Raw genomic sequence first — 22,245 nt, 5'->3', positions numbered from 1 at the left:
GCATAATACATCATGTTCATGCACGAAAGGAGATGTAAGATATGCACAATCCAGGAATGAATGCAAAGCCGTTAACGCCGAAGGAACTGGAGTATATTACAGATTCTTTGTCTAACGAAGATCTGTTGTTGAAGCAATGCGCCGCTACTGCTGCCTGCATCGCTCAATCAAACAATGCGCAGGCGCTGTCAAGTATGGTCCAGGTTCATCAACAGCACATGAGCATCTTGTTGAATGCTCTGCAGCATCACACCCAGATGGCGCCGACCCATCCTCAGCAAAGCAATATGCAGCAATAACAATCTTATTCGAAAGGAGCCAGAAGAACAGCCCATGAATACATCAAACTTTATGCAAGAAGAAGATCTTATGTACACGATTCTAGCTGACTTGAAGAGGACGGTTCGAGAGTATGTGACAGCAGCGACTGAAGCGAATTGCCCTGTTGTCCGTCAAATGTTCACGGACCTGACGAACAGCACGCTGCGCATGCAAGGCGATCTGTATAATTTGATGCAGAAACAGAATATGTACTCACTTTCTTCACCTGCGCTGCGGCAATCGGTAGAGCAGGCTTATCAGCAGAATCAGCAGATGCAGCAAAAGAGTCAGCAGTTTGTACAGCAGAAGCTGGGGCAATCGAATCAGGGACAGCATGCAGCGCATCCTAGCTCATACAACCAGAATCAATCCGCAGGGCAAGATCAGCGTTATAACACTTCCGGCGGGCATTCGTATATGTAGACAATGGTCGGGTTACGTAAAAAGATCAATCAGCCAGCGCTGATTGATCTTTTTTTAGATAGGTTGAACGCATTAAAGCGGCAAATTATTAGAGTCCAATGCAAGTCAGGTTCTTGGCATGAAGATACAATAGGTGTATCATAATTGCATATCACAAATCGGTTTGTTTCGCATGGAGAATATCGATTAATGGCATAATTGACAGCGGAATAAATCGTGGGAGGGCAATAATGAAGGAACTTAGCGAGTTAAACTTGAAGATCTTGGGTTTGCTCAAGGAGGATGCGCGCCGCACTCCTGATCTTATCGCAACGCTGCTTGGAGCAGAAGAACATGAGGTGCGTGCAGCGATTGAGGAAATGGAAGCTGATCATGTCATCGTTAAGTACGCCACAGTTGTGAACTGGAGTAAGGTTGACGATGAGAAAGTAACTGCGCTGATCGAAGTTCAGATTACGCCGGAAAGAGGCAGAGGCTTTGACAGCATTGCGGAACGAATCTATCTGTTTCCACAAGTAAAGTCCGTTTATTTGATGTCGGGAGCATATGACCTCTTGGTTGAGGTAGAGGGAAAGAGCTTGCGTGAAGTAGCAAACTTTGTATCGGATAAGCTGTCCCCAATTGAATCTGTGCTGTCAACCAAGACGCATTTTATATTAAAGAAGTATAAGCAGGACGGCATCATCTTCGAAGATCATGAGGACGACCACCGCCTTGTAATTTCTCCGTGAGGTGATGGAATATGACTAATGAAGTATTCACTAAGGAATCAACAAGACCGATGGAGCGATATCTAAACCCTCTGGTACGGGATATTCCACCATCAGGGATACGCAAGTTCTTCGATCTAGTAAGCGGAAATAAAGACATTATAACACTGGGCGTAGGTGAGCCGGACTTTAGCACGCCGTGGCATGTGCGTGAAGCCTGCGTGTATTCCTTGGAGCGCGGCATGACACGGTATACATCCAACTCAGGGATGCCTGAGCTGCGTGAGGAGATTGGGCGATATCTTCACGAGTCATTCGACGTAACCTATGATCCGGATAAGGAAATGATCGTTACGGTAGGCGGCTCTGAAGCCATCGACCTGGCGCTTCGCGCACTTGTTGAGCCTGGTGATGAGATTCTGATTCCAGAGCCTAGCTACATCTCTTATTCGCCGATCGTATCCATTGGCGGAGGCGTGCCGGTAGGCATCGAGACATTTGCGAAGGATGAGTTCAAGCTGACGGCAGAATCACTGAGAGCAGCGATTACACCTAAATCGAAGGTGCTTATTCTTTGTTATCCAAGCAATCCAACAGGCGGTATCATGACGTATGAAGATTATTTGCCGATTGCCAAGCTTGTTGAAGAGCATGATCTGATCGTGATCTCGGACGAGATCTATGCTGAGCTTACGTATGACCAGAAGCATGTAAGCTTTGCTTCAATACCTGGCATGAAGGATCGGACGATTTTAGTCAGTGGCTTCTCTAAGGCGTTTGCGATGACTGGCTGGCGGATGGGGTATGTGTGCGCTCATCGTGAGTTGATCTCTGCGATGCTGAAGATCCATCAGTACACGGTTATGTGCGCACCGATTATGGGGCAGGTCGCTGCCCTGGAAGCGCTGAAGAATGGACATGAAGAGAAGGATCGTATGATGGAGGCGTATAATATGCGCCGACGATTGGTCGTTAAGGGCTTCAGAGAGGTTGGATTGGAATGTCATGAACCTCAAGGGGCTTTCTACGCGTTTCCTTCTATCCAATCGACTGGTCTGACTTCCGAAGAGTTCGCACAGCGATTGCTATATGAAGCTAAGGTGGCTGCCGTTCCTGGCACTGTATTCGGTCTAGGTGGTGAAGGCTTCCTTCGCTGCTCTTACGCGACTTCTGTCACTCAATTGACGGAAGCTATCGAACGAATCGGTAAATTTATCCGCAAAATCAATCAAGAAATGTGAAAAAATAGTATATAATTCTAAAAACCACTAGTTTTCCAACTGAAACCATGGTAATATACGTGATATATTCAAATTATTTATCGATAAATATAGGATAATCGATAGCGCATACGATATCAGGTTCAGCATTTGAAGGAGGAGAAGTGGCTTGTTTTGTTCGGACTATACATTGTCACCTTATTCAGGACAATTGTTAAGGGATAACCGTACTCAACCTATGTGGTCTAGCAAAGCAAGAAACGTATCATCCAGACTGGTTGATCTTGAACATGAGATTCGCGTATTGCGCAAGCAGATGGAGCTCTTGGTTCAAGAGGAGAATTCGTTTACAGCTAAGAATGTTATTGAGATTAGCAGCGCACTGGATGTTAAGATTAACGAATATATGAAATCCAATGTCTGAATGTACGTTTTGTTTATATAGGAAGACCTATTAAAGTATAACTATGGCATGCCAATTGATAATCAATTAGGCATGCCTTTTCTTGTTCTATTCACGTTCGTTTTCTGGCGTGATTGTTTGTGGTATCATGAAACATATTAAGTAGATTGTATTGAATTGATAGAGAGAGAGGAGAACTTCTATGAATAGAAAGAAATGGATGGGAATGATTGTTGTCTTCATGTTTGTTTCTGTATTAGCTGGCTGTGGTAGTCCTAAAGCGGATATTAATATCTTTATGTCGCATGAATATCAAATCCCAGAAGCGAGTATCACCGCATTGGAAGCTGATTTGAACGAAAAGTTAAACGGCGAGTTCACAGTAGATGTCATATCAGCTCCGTTGTACAGTGCTCCAAAGATTATGCTTGAATATGCTGCTGGAGAAGACGGAATTGTTGTACTGCCGTATAAAGATATTAAGAACTATACTGAAAATGGCGCTCATATGCCACTCGATGATTACTTCGATAAGGCCCAATATGAAGAAGGTGTAATGGATGGATACTGGGTTGAAAAGGTAGATGGCGCTAAGAAGAAAGAAGAGAAGTATGTCGATCATCCAGGTGAATACCTATATGCATTGCCGACAGTTAAGCTTCCGTTAATGGAGAAGCACGGACTCGTACAAGAAGAATGGTTTGTTGCTATACCGGGAACAACACCTAACATGGAGCAATCGGTGAAAATCATGCAGTTGCTTGCAGAGAAGCCTTAATGTATATAAGAACTAGGGCAAGACTGATACGGGAGGGATGACAGGTGATAATCGGAGTTACTGGCCATGTAGGAAGTGGCAAGACTTCTTACATACTCCGCTATGCTGCGTCATTTGGCCGTGAAGGACTTGTCGTAACAGTCGGTCATGCTTTACTTCCAGTTGATCTGCCGGGTAACGGAAGCTTTCGCTGGAAGACCGTAACGAGTGATATCGAATTGCCAGCTGTGTTGGAGCGAATAAATCGGGAATCCAATCTGTTTCGTGCTGATCGTCGTGTCGTCGTTATTAAGAGCGTTGCAGATTATTTAGCATCCTGTCATAGACTGATTATGCAAACAGAAGCGGGAATTGAGGTTTATCGCGAACGGATGAGCGCTTATCGCGAGCAACTTGAGAACGCAGCTTTTTCTTATCAGGGCATGCTGTTCATCGTTTCGAATGAGCCTGCGTCACTGACGCCGTTCATGTCTGATCAAGAGCGCTGCTTTCATGAGCAGCTCGCGGCATTCAATCGCCATGCAGCTAAGCACAGTCATCAATGGTTCTGGATGTCTTCCGGCATGGCGATAGAGCTTCGCAGCCGCAGCGAGCGATAGGAATGAAATATTGCTGAGCGAGGGAAGAAGAATGAAGATATATACTAGAACGGGCGATGAAGGGATGACGTCTCTCAAGGGCGGGCGCGTCTCCAAGGATCATCTTCGCGTTGAAGCTTATGGTCAACTGGATGAATTAAATGCATTTGTTGGCGCAGCTCTTACCCACTGCAAAGATGATAGCTTAGCGGAGCTCGCTGAGCAGCTGCTGGAAATTCAGCACGAGCTGTTCGATTGCGGCTCAGACTTAGCCTTTGCAGAAGAGAAGCAGGGTCGGGCTGTGTTCAAGGTGAATCAGAAGATGATCGAACGGCTGGAGCAGTGGATCGATGAGCACGAGCGCCATAATCCGGCACTGCAGCGCTTCATCCTGCCAGGCGGAACACCGCTTGCCGCAGCGCTGCATGTATGCCGAACGGTATGCCGGCGAGCAGAACGACAGATTGTCTCGCTCGCGCGTCAAGAGCAGATTCATCCTGAGGTAAAGCAATATGTAAACCGCTTATCGGATTATTTCTTCGCCGCTTCTCGTCGAGCCAACGCTCTCGCGGGCGTACCGGATATTGAATACGCTCGCAGCGCGATTGTATTCCGACGGAAAGATCATAAGGATGAGAATTGAGGTTAATTACGATTCATGATGGAGCATGATGATTCGAAAGAAGAACAGCAGGTATGGGATGCCGCTTCCTTGACCTATACAGTAGGTGGAGATGAAGACGGCATCCTGCTGCGTACTGTTATGTTGTCGCGTTTGGGCATGTCCAGGAGGCTGATTACGCGCCTGAAGCAGATGCCTGACGGCATAACGGTGAATGGGGAGCGGCTGTGGAATCATAAGGCGCTGTCCGTCGGAGATGTGGTGCGAATTCGAATTGCGGAGCAGCAGCTGGAGACGATTCCGCCCGAGCCGATTCCGATTGATGTCATCTATGAGGATGCAGACATACTGGTGCTGAATAAACCACCAGGCATCGTCGTGCATCCGACGAAGGGATATCCATCAGGCACGCTGGCGAACGGCGTTGTGCACTATTGGCGCAGCCGAGGCGAGCAGACGCGTTTTCGGCCTGTGCACCGGCTGGATCAGGACACTTCCGGTGTCTTGCTGATCGCTAAGCACGCCTTTGCGCATCAGCAGCTGTCTGAGCAGCTGCAGCGAGGTGAGGTGCACAAGCGGTATACGGCATATGTAGAAGGAATACCGCAGCCAGAAGCCGGTACGGTAGATGCGCCTATCGATCGTGATGACGTGGAGCGGCATTTGCGTGTCGTAAGACCAGACGGCTATCCGTCTATCACGCACTATGAAACGATCGCAGTCTACCGCACGGCAGAGGGGATTGACGCAGCCAAAGTACGCTGCGTTTTGGAAACAGGGCGCACGCATCAGATTCGCGTGCATATGCGCTATATCGGTTGTCCGCTGCTCTGCGATCGATTCTATAATCCTGAATCGAGGGTGCAGCTGGATATGGAACGCCACGCGCTGCATGCAGGTGAGCTGTCCTTCCTTCATCCGATGACTGGTGAACGCATGACGTTCGAAGCACCGCTGCCGGATGACTTGGTGCGCTTGGAGCGTTTGTTGACATATCAATGAAGGTTGATAGTGAGACGGTTATCTCGATCAAGATTGCAACTGGGGGATGAACATGAAGTTGACAGTATATGAATATGCCAAATGCGGTACGTGCCGCAAGGCGGTCAAATGGCTGAAGGAGCAAGGGCATGAGCTGGAATTGATTCCGATCTTCGATACGCCGCCTTCGGCTTCCGAATTGAAGCGTCTCGTTCAAGCGAGCGGGTTGGAGCTGAAGAAATTCTTTAACGTATCTGGCGAAGTGTATAAAGCCATGAATCTGAAGGACAAGCTGCCAACGATGACGGAGGAAGAACGGATTGAACTGCTCGCTTCTAACGGAAGATTGCTAAAGCGTCCGATCGTAACAGATGGCAAGCGAGTGACTGTAGGCTTCAAGGAAGAAACTTATCAGGAAGCTTGGGCTGCAGCAAGCGTTCATTGAGCTGATAGATAATCTGAACTAACGTTGGCAGAATGCGACAGCTTTCAGTCTACGTAGTTGTGATATACTTTACAGAGTCGAATTAATGATATAGAAGGGAGCCATATATTGATGATTGAGCAACAAGATCGATCTCGTTTATTGTTGGTTGATGGAATGGCGGTGCTGTTTCGAGCTTACTTTGCGACAGCATACGGTGGCTCCATTCGCCGTATGAAGGATGGAACACCGACGAATGCGGTTTATGGATTTATGCGTTATTTTTGGGATGTGGTTGAGAAGTTCGAACCGACCCATATCGCATGCTGCTGGGATCTGAGCAGCAAGACATTTCGCTCGGAGCAGTTTAGCGATTATAAGGCGAATCGTCCGGAATGTCCGGAGGATCTCGTACCGCAGTTTGAGCTCATACGTGAAGTGATGGACTCGTTCAACATACCGAATGTGTCGAGTGAAGGATATGAAGCAGACGATTGCATCGGCACCTTGGCAAAGCAGTATCGTGATGAACACGATGTATATGTGCTTACCGGGGATCATGATATGCTGCAATTGGTTCATGAACATACAACAGTCATCATCATGAAGAAGGGTCATGGCAATTATGCTATCTATACCCCGGACTACTTGATGGAAGAACGTCAACTGACGCCGGAACAGGTAATTGACGTGAAAGGCCTGATGGGCGATACTTCGGACAATTATCCAGGTGTACGCGGAATTGGTGAGAAAACAGCCCATAAGCTGATTCATGAGCATGGCTCGATCGAAGGTGTCCTTGCCAATATGACAAGCCTTGCGAAGGGAGTTCGCGCGAAGATTGAAGCGGATATGGAGATGCTGCATCTTTCTCGCCAGCTTGCTCGTATTCGTTGTGATGTACCGATCAGCTGTGAAGTGGATAGCTGCCGGTTCGCTCCGAATCCGGAGAGCGTCGTTTCCATCTGTGAGCGACTGGAGATGAAAAGTGTGCTGACGCTGACTGGTATCGCGCAGTCATCATAAGTGCCTGAGGGGCTTGTCCTATAAGTATTAGGACAAGCCTTTTTTGGCTCGCACGCGGGCTGTGGAGGCTGAGATGCAATTTTTCGACGTCTCGGGCAGAATTCCGGCTCGCGAAGCCGATTTTGAAGGCTGAGACGTCGATTTTCTGCATCTCAGCCCCTGAGCGAGCCGAATTTGGAGCTGAGATGCAAGTTTTCGACGTCTCAGGCATGATATCCGGCTCGCGAAGCCGATTTCGAAGGCTGAGACGTCGTTTATCTGCATCTCAGCCCCAGCGCAAGCTGAATATGGAGCTGAGATGCAAGTTTTCGACGTCTCAAGCATGATATTCGGCTCGCGAAGCCGATTATGAAGGCTGAGACGTCAAATTACTGCATCTCAGCCCCTGAGCGAGCTGAATTTGGAGCTGAGATGCAATTTTTCGACGTCTCAGGCATGATATTCGGCTTGCGAAGCCGATTATGAAGGCTGAGACGTCGATTTTCTACATCTCAGCCTCCGTGCGAGCTGGGTTTGGAGCTGAGATGCAAATTTTCGACGTCTCGGGCAAATTTCCAGCATGCCGAGGTGATTGTGCCGGTTAAGACGTATAAGAAAAGGTTGTCCCTTTGAAACTTCTGATAACTATGTAGGGTTACCAGATGGTATCTATTGATGAAAGCTAAAAAACCTCCGTCACCGCACGAATGGCGATACTGGAGGTTATTGTCATGGATAGCATCCATGAAGGAGCGGTCCAGCAAATAGCCTCACGAACCGCACTTATTCAAGCTGAACTGTAAAGATTAGTCGGTGAAGTGAGCCTCTTCAACTACCATGTACAAGAAATGTCGAAGATCCTCAGCTTCCTCCTCCGTCAGCTTATAGAAGGATTCCAAGTATCCTTCTTCCTCTAAGTCGTCTTGACCTAGAATCGCAGTCAAACCCGTCTGAAGATCCATAACCAGCTTCTTGCCGTAGAAACGGCTCGTTGTTGTCACACATAGATCGAACCGACGCATACTTTCGCCGATAAAGGTGACGAAGCGGCAGGATGTATCTTCTGTATGATCGGATAAAAAGTCCAGATCTTGGCTCATCTTGATGCCCCCTCTTCAGTGAACACAGCAATTCATCAACACAGCGTTGAAATCCTACTCATCATTATAATGGATGTCACCATATGTTGGAAGTGTGGTCCTAGTTATTATCAACTCTATCAACTCTATCATATTCCAAACATTGACAGATAAGAGTATCGTGCTATAATGTTATTAATTCATAACTAGAACGAGGAAGCACCTCTTTGACGGCAGAAGGCGTCGAAGGGGTGCTTTTCTATTCCTATAGAAGCTCATCCTCCTCACTCTGTTGTCTCGTTGTGAAACTGATCATATGGAGGTATGGGATATGCAAGTTGTATGGATGGCACGAATGGAAAAACAGGTTGAAGGTGAAAGCCTTCGCTCAGGCCTGCTGAGTGCAGGTGAAGAAGCAGGAAAGTGGATTGTACTGTGGGAGCCGGATGAAGCAGTTGGGCATGATGAGGCACAGCAAGCAGCAGATGTAGACACGTCTGGTACATGGTATGAGGGAAGCGTATGGATGGAGATGCGGGCAGCGCTTCGCGGGGGAGTTGCACGACTGCTGCGAGAAGGTTATCAGCCGGCGCTTGGATTTATGCCGGATACGAATCTTCATGAGCGGCGGATGAAGGAACGGAATGAATGGATCAGCTGTTATGGCGAGCTGCATTCCGATGATAAGCTCTACGAGCGGCTTGCGCAATGGCGCCGAGAGACGGCAAGCAGTCTGCGACGAGCGCCGTACTGGATCGCGACGAATCGGATGCTTCGTCTGGTGAGCGCCTTCGTACCGCATAATGCAGAAGAGCTCCGCCAGCTCCCGGGCTTCGGGGAAGCCAAGGTGAAATCTTTCGCGGATGCGATTACAGCGATTACGAAGACGGTAGAGCGCAGCACCAGCTTTCCGCTCGATTGGGTGGAAGGGGCGGTTACAGAGACTGCATTTGTCCAGTGGGTATACGAACAGGAACGGACGAAGATGGATGCGGAGTTAAGCCGTTTAATGCAGCGCCGTGTCCTGCTGGAGGGGGTGCGCGACGGTTTGGGCGCTGGAGAGCTAATGGAGCGGCTGGAGGTGGATCGTCGTGAACTGCTGATGCGCATCGAAACCTTAGCTGAAGAAGGCTATGACGTGCTTTCATTTGTAAACATAGAACTGGCAGATACTCCAGAGGAGGAGCTTCTGGCGATTCGCAATGCCTTGACTGAGCTTGGTCCAGAGTATTTAAAGCCAGTGTTCGTACGCATATACGGCGAAGAAGCGCTGACGGGCACTGGTTCGGAGCTGCAGCGCCGATATGAGCGCATTCGTCTGCTGCGTCTTACCATGGACTCGGCAGCAAGTGGACAATCGTCGAGAACTAGCCGCAAACGAGCAAGCAATCAACAAAGCGCATAAAGCAAAGGGCATTCCCTATCATCGAGGCGTGTAACCAGGATGAAGGGAATGCCCCTCTGAATGATACCTAATCGTTTAGAGCCAATCCTTCTTGCGAAACCAGAAGAACATGGTCAATCCAAGAATAAGCATAAAGATGCCAACATAGACAGCCCCATTTTCCTGGTGTAGAAATGGAATAAAATCAAAGTTCATTCCGTAGAATCCGGTAATAAAGGTCAAAGGCATGAAGATCGTTGTTACTGCGGTGAATACGCGCATAATTTCATTCGCGCGATTGGCAGTGCTGGAATGATAAGATTCTCGTAAGTTCGCCATCAGGTCGCGGAACGTTTCGAATGTTTCAGCCACTTTGACGGCATTTTCATAAATGTCTCGGAAATATTTCTGCAGATCATCATCAATCAAACGCAGATCTTTGTTATATAGCACGAAGATCACATCCTTCTGCGGTCCAAGACCCTTCTTCAGCCACAGAATTTCGCTTCGCAGATTAATGATTTCGTTCAGATGTGATTTCTTGGCGTTTACCAGCACGACTTCTTCAAGATTATCGATTTTCGCTTCAATGCGATCAGCAACCGTAAAGTAGCTATCCACTACCGTATCGACAAGAATATAAAGCATACGATCCGACGTATCTACTTCTTGTTCCCATAAGAGGGGTTTGATGGTGCGGAGCTCGTTGATCTTTTGTCTTGTAACCGTAATTAAGTAATGCTTGCCTAAGAAAATATTGAGTGCACGCAAGAAGATTTCTTCGTCATCGAATCGAATGCTGTTTACCACTATAAAGTAGTGATCTTCATAAATCTCCATCTTTGGACGCTGTTCATCTTCGCTTAGACAGTCCTCAACGGCAAGATCATGCATGTTAAACAGCGGTTGCAGCACAACAAGATCGTCTAAATCTGCGTCGATCCAATAAAAACCTTGCTCGGGCGGGGTTAATGTGAGTTGAATGTCTTCGACAGGTGTAAATACACCTTCGTGGACGAGACGTATCTTCATGTTCACCACTCCTTCTCGCCACCATAATATAGGTAGCTTGTGTTGTCATTGTAATGACAATTCATGCGAGGGAGGATGAATCATGACAAACGAAGCCGTCCTTGTTGTCATGGGGAATCTTAGCTCGAGGTGTGACGTGGTAAGTACACATCGGACACGCGCATACACTAGGCTTAGCGTCGGTCCCTATGGTTATAGGTAGATAGACTTACTCAGCCTGTGCATGATACCCATGCAGGCAGACGACAATCGTCAGGTCTTGAACAAGTCCTGCACACTCGTCGAATCGTCGTTTTCGGTTGTTTGCTCATACCTAGGCGCGGCCTCGGGTCGCCATCCATCCGAATTCACCTCTATTAGTGAAGTTTAGTTGCTTGACTATGCCAAGCACTTGTATAGTATAACCCTCATGAAAATGGCTTTCAACCAAAATATTGTGCCAACCAATTCCTTAATTAGAATATGGAGTAATTCAAATTTTTGTGAATTAGTGCTTGACGGGATGCTCATGCATGCTTTAAATTATTACCAAGTCCAAATGAAGACCGAACTAAATATGCAACGGCAATCTTATCAAGAGCAGGTGGAGGGACAAGCCCGATGAAATCCGGCAACCGGCTTATAGCTCAAGCTATAAAGCAGCGGTGCTAATTCTTGCAGAACCGAATGGGGGAGATCCCGATACGGGCTGACAGATGAGAGAGGCGCATGAATTCTATTAACATGAACCTTTCTCAAGAATTGAGAAAGGTTTTTTTGCGATCATAAGTCCTTTCCATGCCTGTCAAGTTGATTGTCTCATTTGAGACCACATTCCAAAGGAGGAGAACGTCATGCCGATTAAAATTCCGGATACTTTACCAGCTAAAGAAATACTGACTCAGGAGAACATATTCGTCATGCTTGAATCCCGCGCGTATAAGCAGGATATCCGGCCGCTGCGAATTGTTATTCTTAATCTAATGCCGACGAAAGAAACGACGGAGACGCAATTGCTTCGTTTGATCGGCAATACGCCGCTGCAGGTGGATGTGACGCTGCTCCATCCTGCGACACATGTATCCAAGAACACATCTGCTGAACATCTGATTAGCTTCTATAAGACATTTGAGGATATTGAGCAAGAGCAGTTTGACGGCATGATTATTACGGGAGCTCCGGTCGAGCAGATGGACTTCGAAGAAGTTACCTATTGGGAAGAACTGTGCCGCATTATGGAATGGTCGAAAGAAAATGTGACTTCAACGTTCCATATCTGTTGGGCTTCACAGGCAGGCCTTTACTATCATTACGGTGTCCCTAAGGTTCCGCTTGAGAAGAAATGCTTCGGTGTGTTTCCACATTCTCTAACAGCCGAGAATATTCGACTCACACGCGGGTTTGATGAACGTTTTCTTGTTCCGCAATCCCGTCACACGGAGGTTCGAAAGGAAGATATCGTTAAGGTAGAAGACCTTATCATTCTGTCAGAGTCGGAAGAAGCAGGAGTGTATCTCATTGCGAGCAAGGATGGACGGCAGATATTTGCTACGGGTCATTCCGAGTATGATCCTTATACACTGAAATGGGAATATGATCGTGATATAGCCAAGGGTATGGAGATGGATATTCCGATCAACTACTACCCGAATAACGATCCAAGTCAAACACCATATTCCACATGGAGAGCACATGCTAATCTGCTGTTCTCGAATTGGCTGAACTACTACGTATATCAAGAGACACCGTATGTTCTCAGCTCGGCTAAATCTCGCAAAGAGGGAGCCGGTATCTAATATGATCGAACGAGATGAACGCTCCTACCGCATAGAAAGTCAACTAGCTCAGATCGGATCCATCCAAGACCCGAAGACGGGAGCGATCAACTTTCCGATCTATCAAGCGACAGCATTTCGCCATCCAGGGCTCGGGCAGAGCACGGGATATGATTATTCCCGCTCGAAGAGCCCGACTCGAGCAGTGCTTGAAGATGCCGCCGCCTTGCTGGAGCAAGGCGATGCCGGCTTCGCCTGCAGCTCGGGGATGGCCGCGCTCCAGAATGTATTTGCTCTATTCAGTCAGGGTGATCATCTGATTGCCTCCTTGGATCTGTACGGCGGCACTTATCGAATATTGGAAAGAATACTTGCTCGATTCGGCATCACAGCTTCATATGTCGACACGAATGATCTCGAGACGATGGAGAAGCTACGAACTCCAGCGACTCGCGCGGTGTTTATCGAGACGCCTACGAATCCGCTGATGATGATATCGGACATCGAGGCCGCGGCAAGCTGGGCGAAGAAGCATGACATGCTCACGATCGTCGATAATACGCTGATGACACCATTCTTTCAGCGTCCGCTTGAGCTTGGTGCTGACATCGTCGTTCACAGCGCGACTAAGTATCTAGGCGGACACAATGATGTGCTAGCTGGCATCATCGTGACGAAGGGCAAAGAGCTGTCCGAGGAAATGGCCTTCCTGCACAATTCCATCGGCACATGTCTTGGACCGACGGACAGCTATCAGCTCATGCGCGGCATGAAGACGCTGGCACTGCGAATGGAGCGCCATGAATATAACGCCATTCGCATCGCGGAATGGCTGCAGGCGCATGAAGCGGTTGAAACGGTCTATTACCCAGCGCTGCCTAAGCATCAAGGATACGAGATTCAGCAGAAGCAATGCTCGGGCAATACCGGCATATTTTCTTTCCGCTTGAAGGATGCTCGTTACGTCGCTCCGATCCTATCCTCGATCAAGCTGATCGCATTCGCGGAAAGCTTGGGAGGCGTCGAATCGCTGATGACGTATCCCGCCGTTCAAACGCACGCGGACATTCCACAGGAAGTGCGCGATGCTGTCGGCGTGGATGATAAGCTGCTGCGCTTCTCGGTAGGCATCGAGCATGTGGATGACCTGATAGCGGATCTCGATCAAGCGATCCGCTGTGCACAGGAGCAAGTATCGCAGCAGGAACAGCAGCCGGTAGGAAGTGAGGCATAGAAGATGAGCCAATCGAATGAACCAACGCAACCGAATTCAGATCGCTTCGCGACCAAGCTGATTCACTTTGGCGGTGAGATCTGCGAACATACAGGGGCATCCAGCGTGCCCATCATTCAAGCGACAACTTTTCATCACGAAGACATCTATAATCCCCCTAAGCATGATTATTCTCGTTCCGGCAATCCGACGCGCGAAACGCTGGAGCAATATATTGCTGTATTGGAAGGCGGGACTCGAGGCTTCGCCTTTGCTTCAGGCATGGCGGCCATCTCATCGACATTACTGTTATTCTCCGCTGGGGACCATCTGATCGTAACAGAGGATGTCTACGGAGGGACCTATCGTTTATTATCTACAATTCTCAGCAGATTGCAGATTGAAACGACGTTCGTGGACATGACCGATCTGAATCGAGTGGAAGCGGCGCTGCGACCGAACACGAGAGGCGTCTTGATGGAGACGCCGTCCAACCCAACGCTTAAGATCACAGATATTGCCGCCGTGTGCGCTTGGGCGAAGTCGAAGGGACTTATCACCTTATTGGATAATACCTTTATGACCCCTTATCACCAGCGGCCGATCGAGCAGGGTGTTGATATCGTGCTTCATAGCGCAACGAAATTTCTGGGCGGACATAGCGATGTGCTGGCTGGATTAACGGTTACTCATGATGAGGAGCTGGGTAATCGAGTTAAGGCGCTGCAAAATGGGCTCGGTACCGTGCTCGGCGTACAAGATAGCTGGCTGTTAATGCGCGGTATGAAGACGCTCGAGGCGCGGATGGCACACAGCGAGCAGAGCGCTCGCCGATTGGCTGAGTGGTTAAGCAGCAGATCGGATATTGCGAATGTCTATTATCCGGGGCTGGCTAGCCATCCACATCGCGAGATTCATGAGCGTCAATCGAAAGGATACGGCGCCGTTGTATCCTTTGATGTCGGCTCTGGCGAGCGTGCCAAGAAGGTGCTGAATCAAGTTCGGCTGCCGCTCGTTGCCGTAAGCCTAGGCGCTGTTGAGAGCATCTTATCCTATCCAGCAATGATGTCGCATGCAGCTATGCCGCAAGCTGTGCGTCATGAGCGCGGCATTACGGATGGATTGCTACGCTTCTCTGTAGGCTTGGAGCATATTGAAGACTTGATCGAGGATCTCGATCAAGCATTGTGATGCTGCCTGAGGCGAAGCATTCGTGGCAGCTAATGAACAGGAGTCCAAGGGGTGGCCCTTGGACTCCTGTTTTGTGCTGAAACGGCTATTTGGCGATGGGAATAATTCCATCATGCATACGTCATACGATGAACAACAAGTGATTAACAATATGGATAAACTGTGATACGATGGGTAATGGTTCTTTGACTTTAATCATTATTGCATGATATTACCATAATTAATGAGCTGAAAGAGTATAGACCAATTAGAGGCATAAGCAGGGCGGTTCGAGTAGACCCATCCTGTGTATAAAATAACATAGAGGGGAAGTGACCATGACGATGATATCTCCAGTGGATCGCATATTGGATAAAGTATTGCGCGGAGAGCGCATGACTACGGATGATTGTATCACTTTGTTTGAATCCGATCAGATTGAGAAGATGGGGCATGCCGCGAATCAGGTCATGTTGAAGTGGCATCCAGAACCGATTACAACTTTCGTTATCGGCCGAAATATTAACTATACGAATATATGCGACGTATACTGCCGCTTCTGCGCTTTTTATCGACCTCCAGGATCGAAGGAAGGATATGTGCTTCCTGATGAAGCAATCTTCCAGAAGATTCAGGAAACGATAGATGTTGGCGGAACAGAAATATTAATGCAGGGCGGAACGAATCCGAATTTGCCATTTTCATATTATACAGAGCTGCTGCGCAACATTAAGAAGCGCTTCCCTAACATTACGATGCATTCCTTCTCTCCAGCGGAGATCTGGAAGATGAAGACTGTGTCTGACGGTTTATCGCTTGAAGAAGTTGTCCGCCAGATTCATGAAGCGGGCTTAGATTCATTGCCGGGTGGTGGAGCAGAGATTCTGGACGACCGCACTCGAAGCAAGATCAGCCGTCTGAAAGGCACATGGCGCGAGTGGATGGATGTGATGCAGACTGCTCATCAGGTAGGGATGTCGACAACAGGGACGATGGTTATCGGCTTCGGTGAGTCGATGGAAGAGCGGGCGCTTCATCTGGAACGTACGCGTATTGCGCAAGATGAATGCATAGAGCGCAAGTATCCTTCGAAAGGCTTCCTTGCCTTCATTCCATGGACGTTCCAACCGGACAACACAGCCATCAAGAAGGCGGAGCGTGTCAAGCCGGAAGAATACTTGAAGACTCTCGCGATCAGCCGCTTGTTCCTGGACAATATTCCGAACTTCCAATCCTCTTGGGTGACGATGGGACCGGAAATTGGCAAGATGACGCTTTCGTATGGCTGCAATGACTTCGGCAGCACGATGATTGAGGAGAATGTTGTGTCTGCTGCTGGAGCGACTCACAAAGTAAACATCGGCAGCATTCTTGACCATATCCGTGAAGCGGGTAAGATCCCTGCGCAGCGTGATACGCAATACAATATTCTTCGCGTATTTGATGAAGATCAGAACACGATTGAACGGGACTTTATTATGCAAAATTAATATACCGATCTAATAAAGCGCATTGGGGAGCAGAGCAATCTGTCCTCGTTGCGCTTTTTCTATGTAAAAGCCAGACAATATAAGCTCCTTCGGATTACCAATACTCACTTCGTATATCTGTTTCGTCCCCCCCATATACTGAATAAGGAACAGAAAGGAGTGAGTTCATGGAGCTGTTCACCATATCGGTATCGAATGGAGCTCGAAATGAGCTGGAATCGTTGTCTCGGCTGTTGATGCAGGAAATGGACGATTTACATACACAGGCGAATGGCGTTATATTGGAAAAGTTTGATTCCGGTTCGTCGGCAAGTATTACTTGCTCAGGTCGACTCCCTGGTTTCCAGTTGGCTTTACAAGCTCAGGATGTGTGGAATCGCGCTGCAAGAGCGCTTGCAGAATACATTTTATCTGTGAAGGAGCTTCCGCTGCTGCGTGAATTAATCAAGAAAGAAAAAAACATCGATCCGTCTGATGTAGAGAAGATTGAAGCGTATTGCATCCAACTCTTGAACGGCATGGATGACAGCACTCACCATGAAGCTCGAAAACGGCGCTGTATGAAGCTTCGGAAAGTGTTGTTTCATTATTTGGAGGAACATACACAGCTCCACATCGATGGGTTTATCCGGTTTCGATTGGACAGCTATGTGACAGAACTCCGTGAAGTTGTAGCATATGCCATGGATGAGTATGTGCTGGAACGACAGTATCAGGAATTCATCAGTTTGTTAAAATATTTTGTGTTTATACAGGACACCAAAATACCGTTAGCTCATCTCGTTCATAAGGGCGGACACGAATTTACGCTGCTGAATGAGCAGTGGCTTCCATTGGAATCATCCCATATTATGGACGGGATGGTTGTCGAGACGATCGATTGTGATATGGAAATGGAGGATATGATTGTGAGCACGCTTATTCATGTCTCCCCAGGCCATATCGTCATTCACACATGTGAACCAGAATCTCAAGTGATCAAGACGATTGAACAAATATTTGAAGCCAGAGTTCATGTATGCGGTTACTGCCCATCGTGCGCCGCATTTCTAAATCCAAACTGGACTTCACAGGATCAATGCACATGATATTGCCCTTGACCAACAGGGATGTTATCGCATATAATATGCCATATTGAATTACATCAAGCAATATGGCGTTGACGAAGCCATGGATGCAGGGTTGTAACCGTCCAGAGAGAGGGATCTCGGCTGAAAGTCCCTTCGGCGATTACTTGCATTTACCCCTTCGGAGCTTTGTATGGGAACGGAAGCTGCTAGGATTCGCTTCTCATTATCATGCAACGGTTCATTCCCGTTATAGAATGCTCAAGGATATATACTTGGAATGCGGCTTCACCATATATGGCGCAAGCGAAGCATAGACGCTTATGTATATATTGAATGAGGGTGGAACCACGGGTTATAACATAACACTCGTCCCTTTTATAGGGCGGGTGTTTTTTTGTTGCTAATTTAGCGTATAAGGAGGAGCTTACACATGTCTATGGTACGAGTTACTTTACCAGATGGTGCTGTTCGCGAATACGAGCAAGGCACTACAATTGAAGATGTTGCAGGTTCGATCAGCAGCGGTTTGAAGAAAAATGCAGTAGCAGGCAAGCTGAACGGAAAGGTGGTTGACTTGTACACGCCAATCGAAGCAGATTCTTCTGTAGAAATCGTTATGCCTGATTCTGAAGAAGGGCTGGAAGTGATCCGTCACAGCTCTGCGCATCTAATGGCTCAGGCCATTAAACGCTTGTACAGAGATGCAGACGTAAAGCTTGGTATCGGACCTGTCATTGAAGACGGCTTCTACTACGATATCGATATGAATATATCGCTGACACCGGAAGACCTGCCGAAGATTGAGAAAGAGATGGAACGCATCGTCAACGAAAACTTGCCGATCCGCCGTCAAGTCGTAACCCGAGAAGAAGCTTTGCGTGTGTATACAGACATTAACGATCCGCTCAAGCTGGAGCTCATTAACGATCTGCCAGAAGATGCGGAGATTACGATCTATGAGCAAGGCGAATTCTTTGACCTTTGCCGTGGACCTCACGTTCCAAGCACATCCAAGCTGAAAGTGTTCAAGCTGATGAACCTGGCTGGCGCTTACTGGAGAGGCGATTCTAAGAATAAGATGCTGCAGCGCATATATGGTACAGCTTTCGTGAAGAAGGCTCAGCTTGAGGAGCATCTACATTACTTGGAAGAAGCGAAGAAACGCGATCACCGCAAGCTCGGCAAAGAATTGAAGATGTTCACATTCTCTCAAGAAGTGGGTCAAGGCTTACCGATCTGGCTGCCTAATGGTGCGACACTTCGTCGTACAATGGAGCGCTATATCGTAGACATGGAAGAACGTCTTGGCTACAACCACGTGTATACACCAATAATGGCTAATGTAGAGCTGTATAAAACTTCAGGGCACTGGGATCACTATCAAGAGGATATGTTCCCTATAATGGCGATGGATAATGAGGAGCTTGTTCTTCGTCCAATGAACTGCCCTCACCATATGATGGTGTACAAGAGCGAGCTGCGCAGCTATCGTGATCTTCCGCTTCGTATAGCAGAGCTAGGCATGATGCATCGCTATGAGATGTCCGGCGCTTTGACTGGTCTGCACCGCGTTCGCGGAATGACGCTGAACGACGCTCATATCTTTGCTCGTCCGGATCAGATTAAAGATGAATTCGCGCGCGTAATCAATCTGCTGCAGAAGGTATATGAGGATTTCGGCATCAAGGAATTCCGCTTCCGTTTGTCTTATCGCGATCCGCAGGATACAGAGAAGTACTATCAGGACGATGAAATGTGGGAGATGTCCCAGCGCATGCTGCGTGAGGTTGTTGTCGAGCTCGGTCTGCCGTTCTTCGAAGCAGAAGGCGAAGCTGCGTTCTACGGTCCGAAGGTTGACGTACAGATCAAGACAGCACTTGGCAAGGAAGAAACATTGGGTACCGTTCAATTGGACTTCCTGCTTCCGCAGCGCTTCCAGCTGGAATATGTCGGCGAAGACGGCATGAAGCACCGCCCAGTCGTTATCCACCGCGGTATTATCAGTACGATGGAGCGTATGACTGCATTTCTGCTGGAGAACTACGCAGGCGCGCTGCCGTTGTGGCTCGCACCCGTGCAAGCGAAGATTCTGCCAGTTTCACCTACGTATGAAGCATATGCGAAGGAAGTGGAAGAACAGATGCGTCAAGCGGGCATTCGTGTAGAAGCAGATCTTCGCAATGAGAAGCTGGGCTACAAGATTCGTGAAGCGCAGCTTGAGAAGATGGCTTACATGCTCGTTGTCGGTGAGAACGAGAAGAACAACGGTTCTGTCTCCGTGCGCAAGCGCGGTCACGGCGATCTCGGCATGATGCCGCTGTCCGATGCAATCGCAATGCTGGACGAAGAGATTCGTACACGCAAAGTGCCGGATGCTAAGTCTTCTGAGGAATAAGCATTATTGAAGCATAAGGGGGCTTTCTCGCTGTTAGCGTAGAAAGTACGCCGTATGATATGAGGGGCTGTCCCACAGGTAGATTACTCTACCTAGGGACAAGCCTCTTTTTCATGTGGCTGAAACACCCGTTACAGCAACCAAGGCAGGCAAGAGGCAGTGAGATAAGAGGAAAACTATCTTGAGTAGTATCGCATATAGAATGAGATGAATATTATACCAATAACTCTCATAGCATTATTGCGAGGAAAATATATTACTCAAGGAGTGGTAAGTTTGAATCAGAGGAATCTGAATAATAACAAACAGTCTTCTACAGGTCTGGATCAGAATATTGCAGGCTTATTATGCTATCTGCTTGGAGCGGTTACGGGAATCATTTTCTTAATACTAGAAAAGAACAATCGATTCATTAAGTTTCATGCGATGCAGTCATTGCTTGTGTTTGGAGGACTCTTCGTACTGAATATCGTACTAGGATTTATACCGATATTAGGGTGGATATTATCTGTTGTCATTTATCCAATAGGTGTCATTCTGTGGATCGTGCTTATGGTGAAAGCGTATTCAGGAAAATGGTTCAAGCTCCCAATAGTTGGTGATATAGCAGAAAAACAAGTCAATAGGATGTGATGCTCTAGACAGCATCGATTGATCTATGATTTAAACGCAGCGGCGACCGTTTCCTGATTAACAATCAGAGTGCGGTCGCCGTTTTGTTTATGTCGTAGACGTTCTATTTTTGTCGATTATGAATAATTGTAGGCTATAGCGGACATCCTTCCGACTAGGAGGGGATAACCAAATGCTTACATTTGAAAAGGGGAACAGCAATAACACATTAAAGAAGCGGAGTGGCAGGATCGTGAAATACAGCAGGTTGTCGTTCAAAACGGGATGTCTAATCGCCGTAACAGGTTTATTGATGATCACGGGTTATGGACAAGTCGCTTACGCGCAAGCATCCAATGATGAATTACAAGCCGCTTTATCAACTTGGAATATACAGAAGGCCATTCACATTCAACAGCAAGATAATTATTCATTCGCTGAGATGAATGATTGGGATCGTATGCGTACAGACAGTATCATTTATGGAGATCGGATATACGAATCTGCTCTATGGAGCGGTATGCCACAGCATGTAATTTCGGAACAGGTTCGATTGCAGAAGCTGCAGCGAGGTAATAACGTCAATGCGTATGAAGTAATGGAGATGTTGAACCGAAGCAATAAACTTGAATCAGCAGTGAATCCTGAAATGGAATTGCGTTCGAATCTGTTCGTTTATGTCGACATGCCTGGTGCTAATGCTTCAAGATTGGCCTCTTTATTAACACCAACTAATACTCAATCTGCCAATCCAGATTCCGCTGCTAAGACGAACGCAGTAGCTGCTAATAGCAAGATACTGTTCACGGATGATCTACTCGCACCGGAACAAACGCGAGTATTGAATGAAGTTGAGGTTACAGCTACTGGCTATACAGCCGGCGTTGAATCGACAGGGAAGAAACCGGGTCATCCAGAGTATGGAATAACGTATTCCGGTGTCAAGGTAAGACGCGACTACGTCTCCACTATTGCCGCTGACCTTAAAGAATTTCCGATTGGCACCATTCTCTATGTGCCGGGTTATGGGTATGGGATCGTAGCTGACATTGGTTCAGCCATCAAAGGAAAGAAGATCGATCTATATTTTGATACAACAAAGCAGGTCTATTCGCAGTGGGGCAAGAAAAACGTCGACGTGCAGGTCATTAAGAAGGGCAACGGAAAGATTACAGAGGAGTTTCTGCAAGAGCTGAATGAAGCTGTTATGAAGCATCACAGGATTCCAGAGACGATGCTTTAACAGTTTTGCCCATGCATAGCGACTTTGGGATCATCGCATAATACTTCTTGGGGAAACAGTTGTTTTCTCGGAATGTTCACTAGCCGCTCTAATGCGGATGGTGTGGCACGAGGGAGGTGAAATGTGATGAATAAGCAAAGTTCGAAGTATAATTCCAAACAGGTTGGAAAGCAGCAGTTCGGTCAGAACCAAGCAAATCAAAACTTCGACGCTGAGTTTGCAGTTGAAAACGAAGGTACTGCTGGTGTATCTAATAAAGCATCTAAAGGCCAAAACCAAAATGCTCAACAATAATGTCGTCTCAGATTCGATGATGACATAATGGAAGTAAGAGGCTG

At 47.5% G+C, this 22,245-nt stretch carries 23 protein-coding genes and 1 riboswitch; of the genes, 21 read left to right on the top strand and 2 right to left on the bottom strand.

Annotated features, from left to right (window positions below; all coding sequences use genetic code 11):
* Positions 1-41: 41 nt before the first annotated feature.
* From ACXX53_RS02770 to ACXX53_RS02720, 11 genes are all read left to right on the top strand, one after another.
* Positions 42-299: a hypothetical protein gene (locus ACXX53_RS02770; protein WP_458567067.1), complete on the top strand. Its 258-nt coding sequence runs from the start codon at positions 42-44 to the stop codon at positions 297-299.
* Between the two features lie 34 nt (positions 300-333).
* Positions 334-744, top strand: a complete 411-nt coding sequence (locus tag ACXX53_RS02765; protein WP_458567066.1) for a spore coat protein — start codon at positions 334-336, stop codon at positions 742-744.
* Between the two features lie 230 nt (positions 745-974).
* Complete coding sequence (locus ACXX53_RS02760; protein WP_458567065.1) at positions 975-1,475, top strand: Lrp/AsnC family transcriptional regulator; 501 nt, start codon at positions 975-977, stop codon at positions 1,473-1,475.
* Between the two features lie 11 nt (positions 1,476-1,486).
* A complete protein-coding gene (locus ACXX53_RS02755; protein WP_458567064.1) occupies positions 1,487-2,695 on the top strand; it encodes an aminotransferase class I/II-fold pyridoxal phosphate-dependent enzyme in 1,209 nt (402 codons plus the stop codon).
* 148 nt (positions 2,696-2,843) lie between these two features.
* Complete coding sequence (locus ACXX53_RS02750) at positions 2,844-3,098, top strand: Spo0E family sporulation regulatory protein-aspartic acid phosphatase (RefSeq protein ID WP_458567063.1); 255 nt, start codon at positions 2,844-2,846, stop codon at positions 3,096-3,098.
* Positions 3,099-3,279: 181 nt separating this feature from the next.
* On the top strand, positions 3,280-3,855 hold the full coding sequence (locus tag ACXX53_RS02745; protein WP_458567062.1) for a hypothetical protein: 576 nt from the start codon (positions 3,280-3,282) through the stop codon (positions 3,853-3,855).
* Positions 3,856-3,899: 44 nt separating this feature from the next.
* Complete coding sequence (locus ACXX53_RS02740; RefSeq protein ID WP_458567061.1) at positions 3,900-4,454, top strand: bifunctional adenosylcobinamide kinase/adenosylcobinamide-phosphate guanylyltransferase; 555 nt, start codon at positions 3,900-3,902, stop codon at positions 4,452-4,454.
* Between the two features lie 31 nt (positions 4,455-4,485).
* Positions 4,486-5,076: a cob(I)yrinic acid a,c-diamide adenosyltransferase gene (locus ACXX53_RS02735; RefSeq protein ID WP_458567060.1), complete on the top strand. Its 591-nt coding sequence runs from the start codon at positions 4,486-4,488 to the stop codon at positions 5,074-5,076.
* A 15-nt stretch (positions 5,077-5,091) separates the two neighbouring features.
* Positions 5,092-6,057 (top strand): RluA family pseudouridine synthase, encoded by a 966-nt coding sequence (locus tag ACXX53_RS02730; protein WP_458567059.1) that lies wholly within the window; start codon positions 5,092-5,094, stop codon positions 6,055-6,057.
* 52 nt (positions 6,058-6,109) lie between these two features.
* Positions 6,110-6,481 (top strand): arsenate reductase family protein, encoded by a 372-nt coding sequence (locus ACXX53_RS02725; RefSeq protein ID WP_458567058.1) that lies wholly within the window; start codon positions 6,110-6,112, stop codon positions 6,479-6,481.
* 111 nt (positions 6,482-6,592) lie between these two features.
* Positions 6,593-7,486, top strand: a complete 894-nt coding sequence (locus ACXX53_RS02720) for a 5'-3' exonuclease (protein WP_458567057.1) — start codon at positions 6,593-6,595, stop codon at positions 7,484-7,486.
* Positions 7,487-8,271: 785 nt separating this feature from the next.
* Here the strand turns inward: ACXX53_RS02720 and ACXX53_RS02715 are convergent.
* Positions 8,272-8,565, bottom strand: a complete 294-nt coding sequence (locus ACXX53_RS02715) for a DUF3055 domain-containing protein (protein ID WP_458567056.1) — start codon at positions 8,563-8,565, stop codon at positions 8,272-8,274.
* A 310-nt stretch (positions 8,566-8,875) separates the two neighbouring features.
* On the opposite strand from ACXX53_RS02715, the gene ACXX53_RS02710 reads away from it, so the two are divergent.
* Positions 8,876-9,949 (top strand): HRDC domain-containing protein, encoded by a 1,074-nt coding sequence (locus tag ACXX53_RS02710; RefSeq protein ID WP_458567055.1) that lies wholly within the window; start codon positions 8,876-8,878, stop codon positions 9,947-9,949.
* 75 nt (positions 9,950-10,024) lie between these two features.
* Here the strand turns inward: ACXX53_RS02710 and corA are convergent, their stop codons facing one another.
* Positions 10,025-10,960 (bottom strand): magnesium/cobalt transporter CorA, encoded by a 936-nt coding sequence (corA, locus tag ACXX53_RS02705; RefSeq protein ID WP_458567054.1) that lies wholly within the window; start codon positions 10,958-10,960, stop codon positions 10,025-10,027.
* Between the two features lie 567 nt (positions 10,961-11,527).
* Positions 11,528-11,662, top strand: a riboswitch (SAM riboswitch).
* Between the two features lie 131 nt (positions 11,663-11,793).
* Between corA and metA the strand changes: the two genes are divergently transcribed.
* From metA to ACXX53_RS02660, 9 genes are all read left to right on the top strand, one after another.
* A complete protein-coding gene (gene metA / locus ACXX53_RS02700) occupies positions 11,794-12,735 on the top strand; it encodes a homoserine O-acetyltransferase MetA (protein WP_458567053.1) in 942 nt (313 codons plus the stop codon).
* A 1-nt stretch (position 12,736) separates the two neighbouring features.
* Positions 12,737-13,948 carry a PLP-dependent transferase gene (locus tag ACXX53_RS02695; protein WP_458567052.1) on the top strand — a complete coding sequence of 404 codons (1,212 nt, stop codon included), beginning with the start codon at positions 12,737-12,739 and terminating at the stop codon, positions 13,946-13,948.
* Positions 13,949-13,951: 3 nt separating this feature from the next.
* Positions 13,952-15,118 carry a trans-sulfuration enzyme family protein gene (locus ACXX53_RS02690; protein ID WP_458567051.1) on the top strand — a complete coding sequence of 389 codons (1,167 nt, stop codon included), beginning with the start codon at positions 13,952-13,954 and terminating at the stop codon, positions 15,116-15,118.
* Positions 15,119-15,435: 317 nt separating this feature from the next.
* Positions 15,436-16,587 carry a cyclic dehypoxanthinyl futalosine synthase gene (gene mqnC, locus ACXX53_RS02685; RefSeq protein ID WP_458567050.1) on the top strand — a complete coding sequence of 384 codons (1,152 nt, stop codon included), beginning with the start codon at positions 15,436-15,438 and terminating at the stop codon, positions 16,585-16,587.
* A gap of 167 nt (positions 16,588-16,754) precedes the next feature.
* Positions 16,755-17,675: a sporulation protein YtxC gene (gene ytxC, locus ACXX53_RS02680; RefSeq protein ID WP_458567049.1), complete on the top strand. Its 921-nt coding sequence runs from the start codon at positions 16,755-16,757 to the stop codon at positions 17,673-17,675.
* A gap of 412 nt (positions 17,676-18,087) precedes the next feature.
* Positions 18,088-20,052 carry a threonine--tRNA ligase gene (thrS, locus tag ACXX53_RS02675; RefSeq protein ID WP_458567048.1) on the top strand — a complete coding sequence of 655 codons (1,965 nt, stop codon included), beginning with the start codon at positions 18,088-18,090 and terminating at the stop codon, positions 20,050-20,052.
* A gap of 276 nt (positions 20,053-20,328) precedes the next feature.
* Entirely contained in the window at positions 20,329-20,685 is a 357-nt protein-coding gene (locus ACXX53_RS02670; protein ID WP_458567047.1) for a DUF4870 domain-containing protein, read from the top strand.
* Positions 20,686-21,313: 628 nt separating this feature from the next.
* Complete coding sequence (locus tag ACXX53_RS02665; protein WP_458567660.1) at positions 21,314-21,907, top strand: 3D domain-containing protein; 594 nt, start codon at positions 21,314-21,316, stop codon at positions 21,905-21,907.
* Between the two features lie 126 nt (positions 21,908-22,033).
* Positions 22,034-22,201: a hypothetical protein gene (locus tag ACXX53_RS02660; RefSeq protein WP_458567046.1), complete on the top strand. Its 168-nt coding sequence runs from the start codon at positions 22,034-22,036 to the stop codon at positions 22,199-22,201.
* Positions 22,202-22,245: the final 44 nt, after the last annotated feature.

Source organism: Paenibacillus marinisediminis, from assembly GCF_054343325.1.
Note: the sequence above shows the minus strand (reverse complement) of the source record. Positions and strands in the feature narration are given on the sequence as shown.

Excerpts from the sequence above, each read along its gene's own strand:
- ACXX53_RS02770 (WP_458567067.1), top strand. The coding sequence starts at position 42 with ATGCACAATCCAGGAATGAATGCAAAGCCGTTAACGCCGAAGGAACTG.
- ACXX53_RS02765 (WP_458567066.1), top strand. The coding sequence starts at position 334 with ATGAATACATCAAACTTTATGCAAGAAGAAGATCTTATGTACACGATT.
- ACXX53_RS02760 (WP_458567065.1), top strand. The coding sequence starts at position 975 with ATGAAGGAACTTAGCGAGTTAAACTTGAAGATCTTGGGTTTGCTCAAG.
- ACXX53_RS02755 (WP_458567064.1), top strand. The coding sequence starts at position 1,487 with ATGACTAATGAAGTATTCACTAAGGAATCAACAAGACCGATGGAGCGA.
- ACXX53_RS02745 (WP_458567062.1), top strand. The coding sequence starts at position 3,280 with ATGAATAGAAAGAAATGGATGGGAATGATTGTTGTCTTCATGTTTGTT.
- ACXX53_RS02735 (WP_458567060.1), top strand. The coding sequence starts at position 4,486 with ATGAAGATATATACTAGAACGGGCGATGAAGGGATGACGTCTCTCAAG.
- ACXX53_RS02730 (WP_458567059.1), top strand. The coding sequence starts at position 5,092 with ATGATGGAGCATGATGATTCGAAAGAAGAACAGCAGGTATGGGATGCC.
- ACXX53_RS02725 (WP_458567058.1), top strand. The coding sequence starts at position 6,110 with ATGAAGTTGACAGTATATGAATATGCCAAATGCGGTACGTGCCGCAAG.
- ACXX53_RS02720 (WP_458567057.1), top strand. The coding sequence starts at position 6,593 with ATGATTGAGCAACAAGATCGATCTCGTTTATTGTTGGTTGATGGAATG.
- ACXX53_RS02715 (WP_458567056.1), bottom strand. The coding sequence starts at position 8,565 with ATGAGCCAAGATCTGGACTTTTTATCCGATCATACAGAAGATACATCC.
- ACXX53_RS02710 (WP_458567055.1), top strand. The coding sequence starts at position 8,876 with ATGCAAGTTGTATGGATGGCACGAATGGAAAAACAGGTTGAAGGTGAA.
- corA (WP_458567054.1), bottom strand. The coding sequence starts at position 10,960 with ATGAAGATACGTCTCGTCCACGAAGGTGTATTTACACCTGTCGAAGAC.
- metA (WP_458567053.1), top strand. The coding sequence starts at position 11,794 with ATGCCGATTAAAATTCCGGATACTTTACCAGCTAAAGAAATACTGACT.
- ACXX53_RS02695 (WP_458567052.1), top strand. The coding sequence starts at position 12,737 with ATGATCGAACGAGATGAACGCTCCTACCGCATAGAAAGTCAACTAGCT.
- ACXX53_RS02690 (WP_458567051.1), top strand. The coding sequence starts at position 13,952 with ATGAGCCAATCGAATGAACCAACGCAACCGAATTCAGATCGCTTCGCG.
- mqnC (WP_458567050.1), top strand. The coding sequence starts at position 15,436 with ATGACGATGATATCTCCAGTGGATCGCATATTGGATAAAGTATTGCGC.
- ytxC (WP_458567049.1), top strand. The coding sequence starts at position 16,755 with ATGGAGCTGTTCACCATATCGGTATCGAATGGAGCTCGAAATGAGCTG.
- thrS (WP_458567048.1), top strand. The coding sequence starts at position 18,088 with ATGTCTATGGTACGAGTTACTTTACCAGATGGTGCTGTTCGCGAATAC.
- ACXX53_RS02665 (WP_458567660.1), top strand. The coding sequence starts at position 21,314 with ATGGAATTGCGTTCGAATCTGTTCGTTTATGTCGACATGCCTGGTGCT.
- ACXX53_RS02660 (WP_458567046.1), top strand. The coding sequence starts at position 22,034 with ATGAATAAGCAAAGTTCGAAGTATAATTCCAAACAGGTTGGAAAGCAG.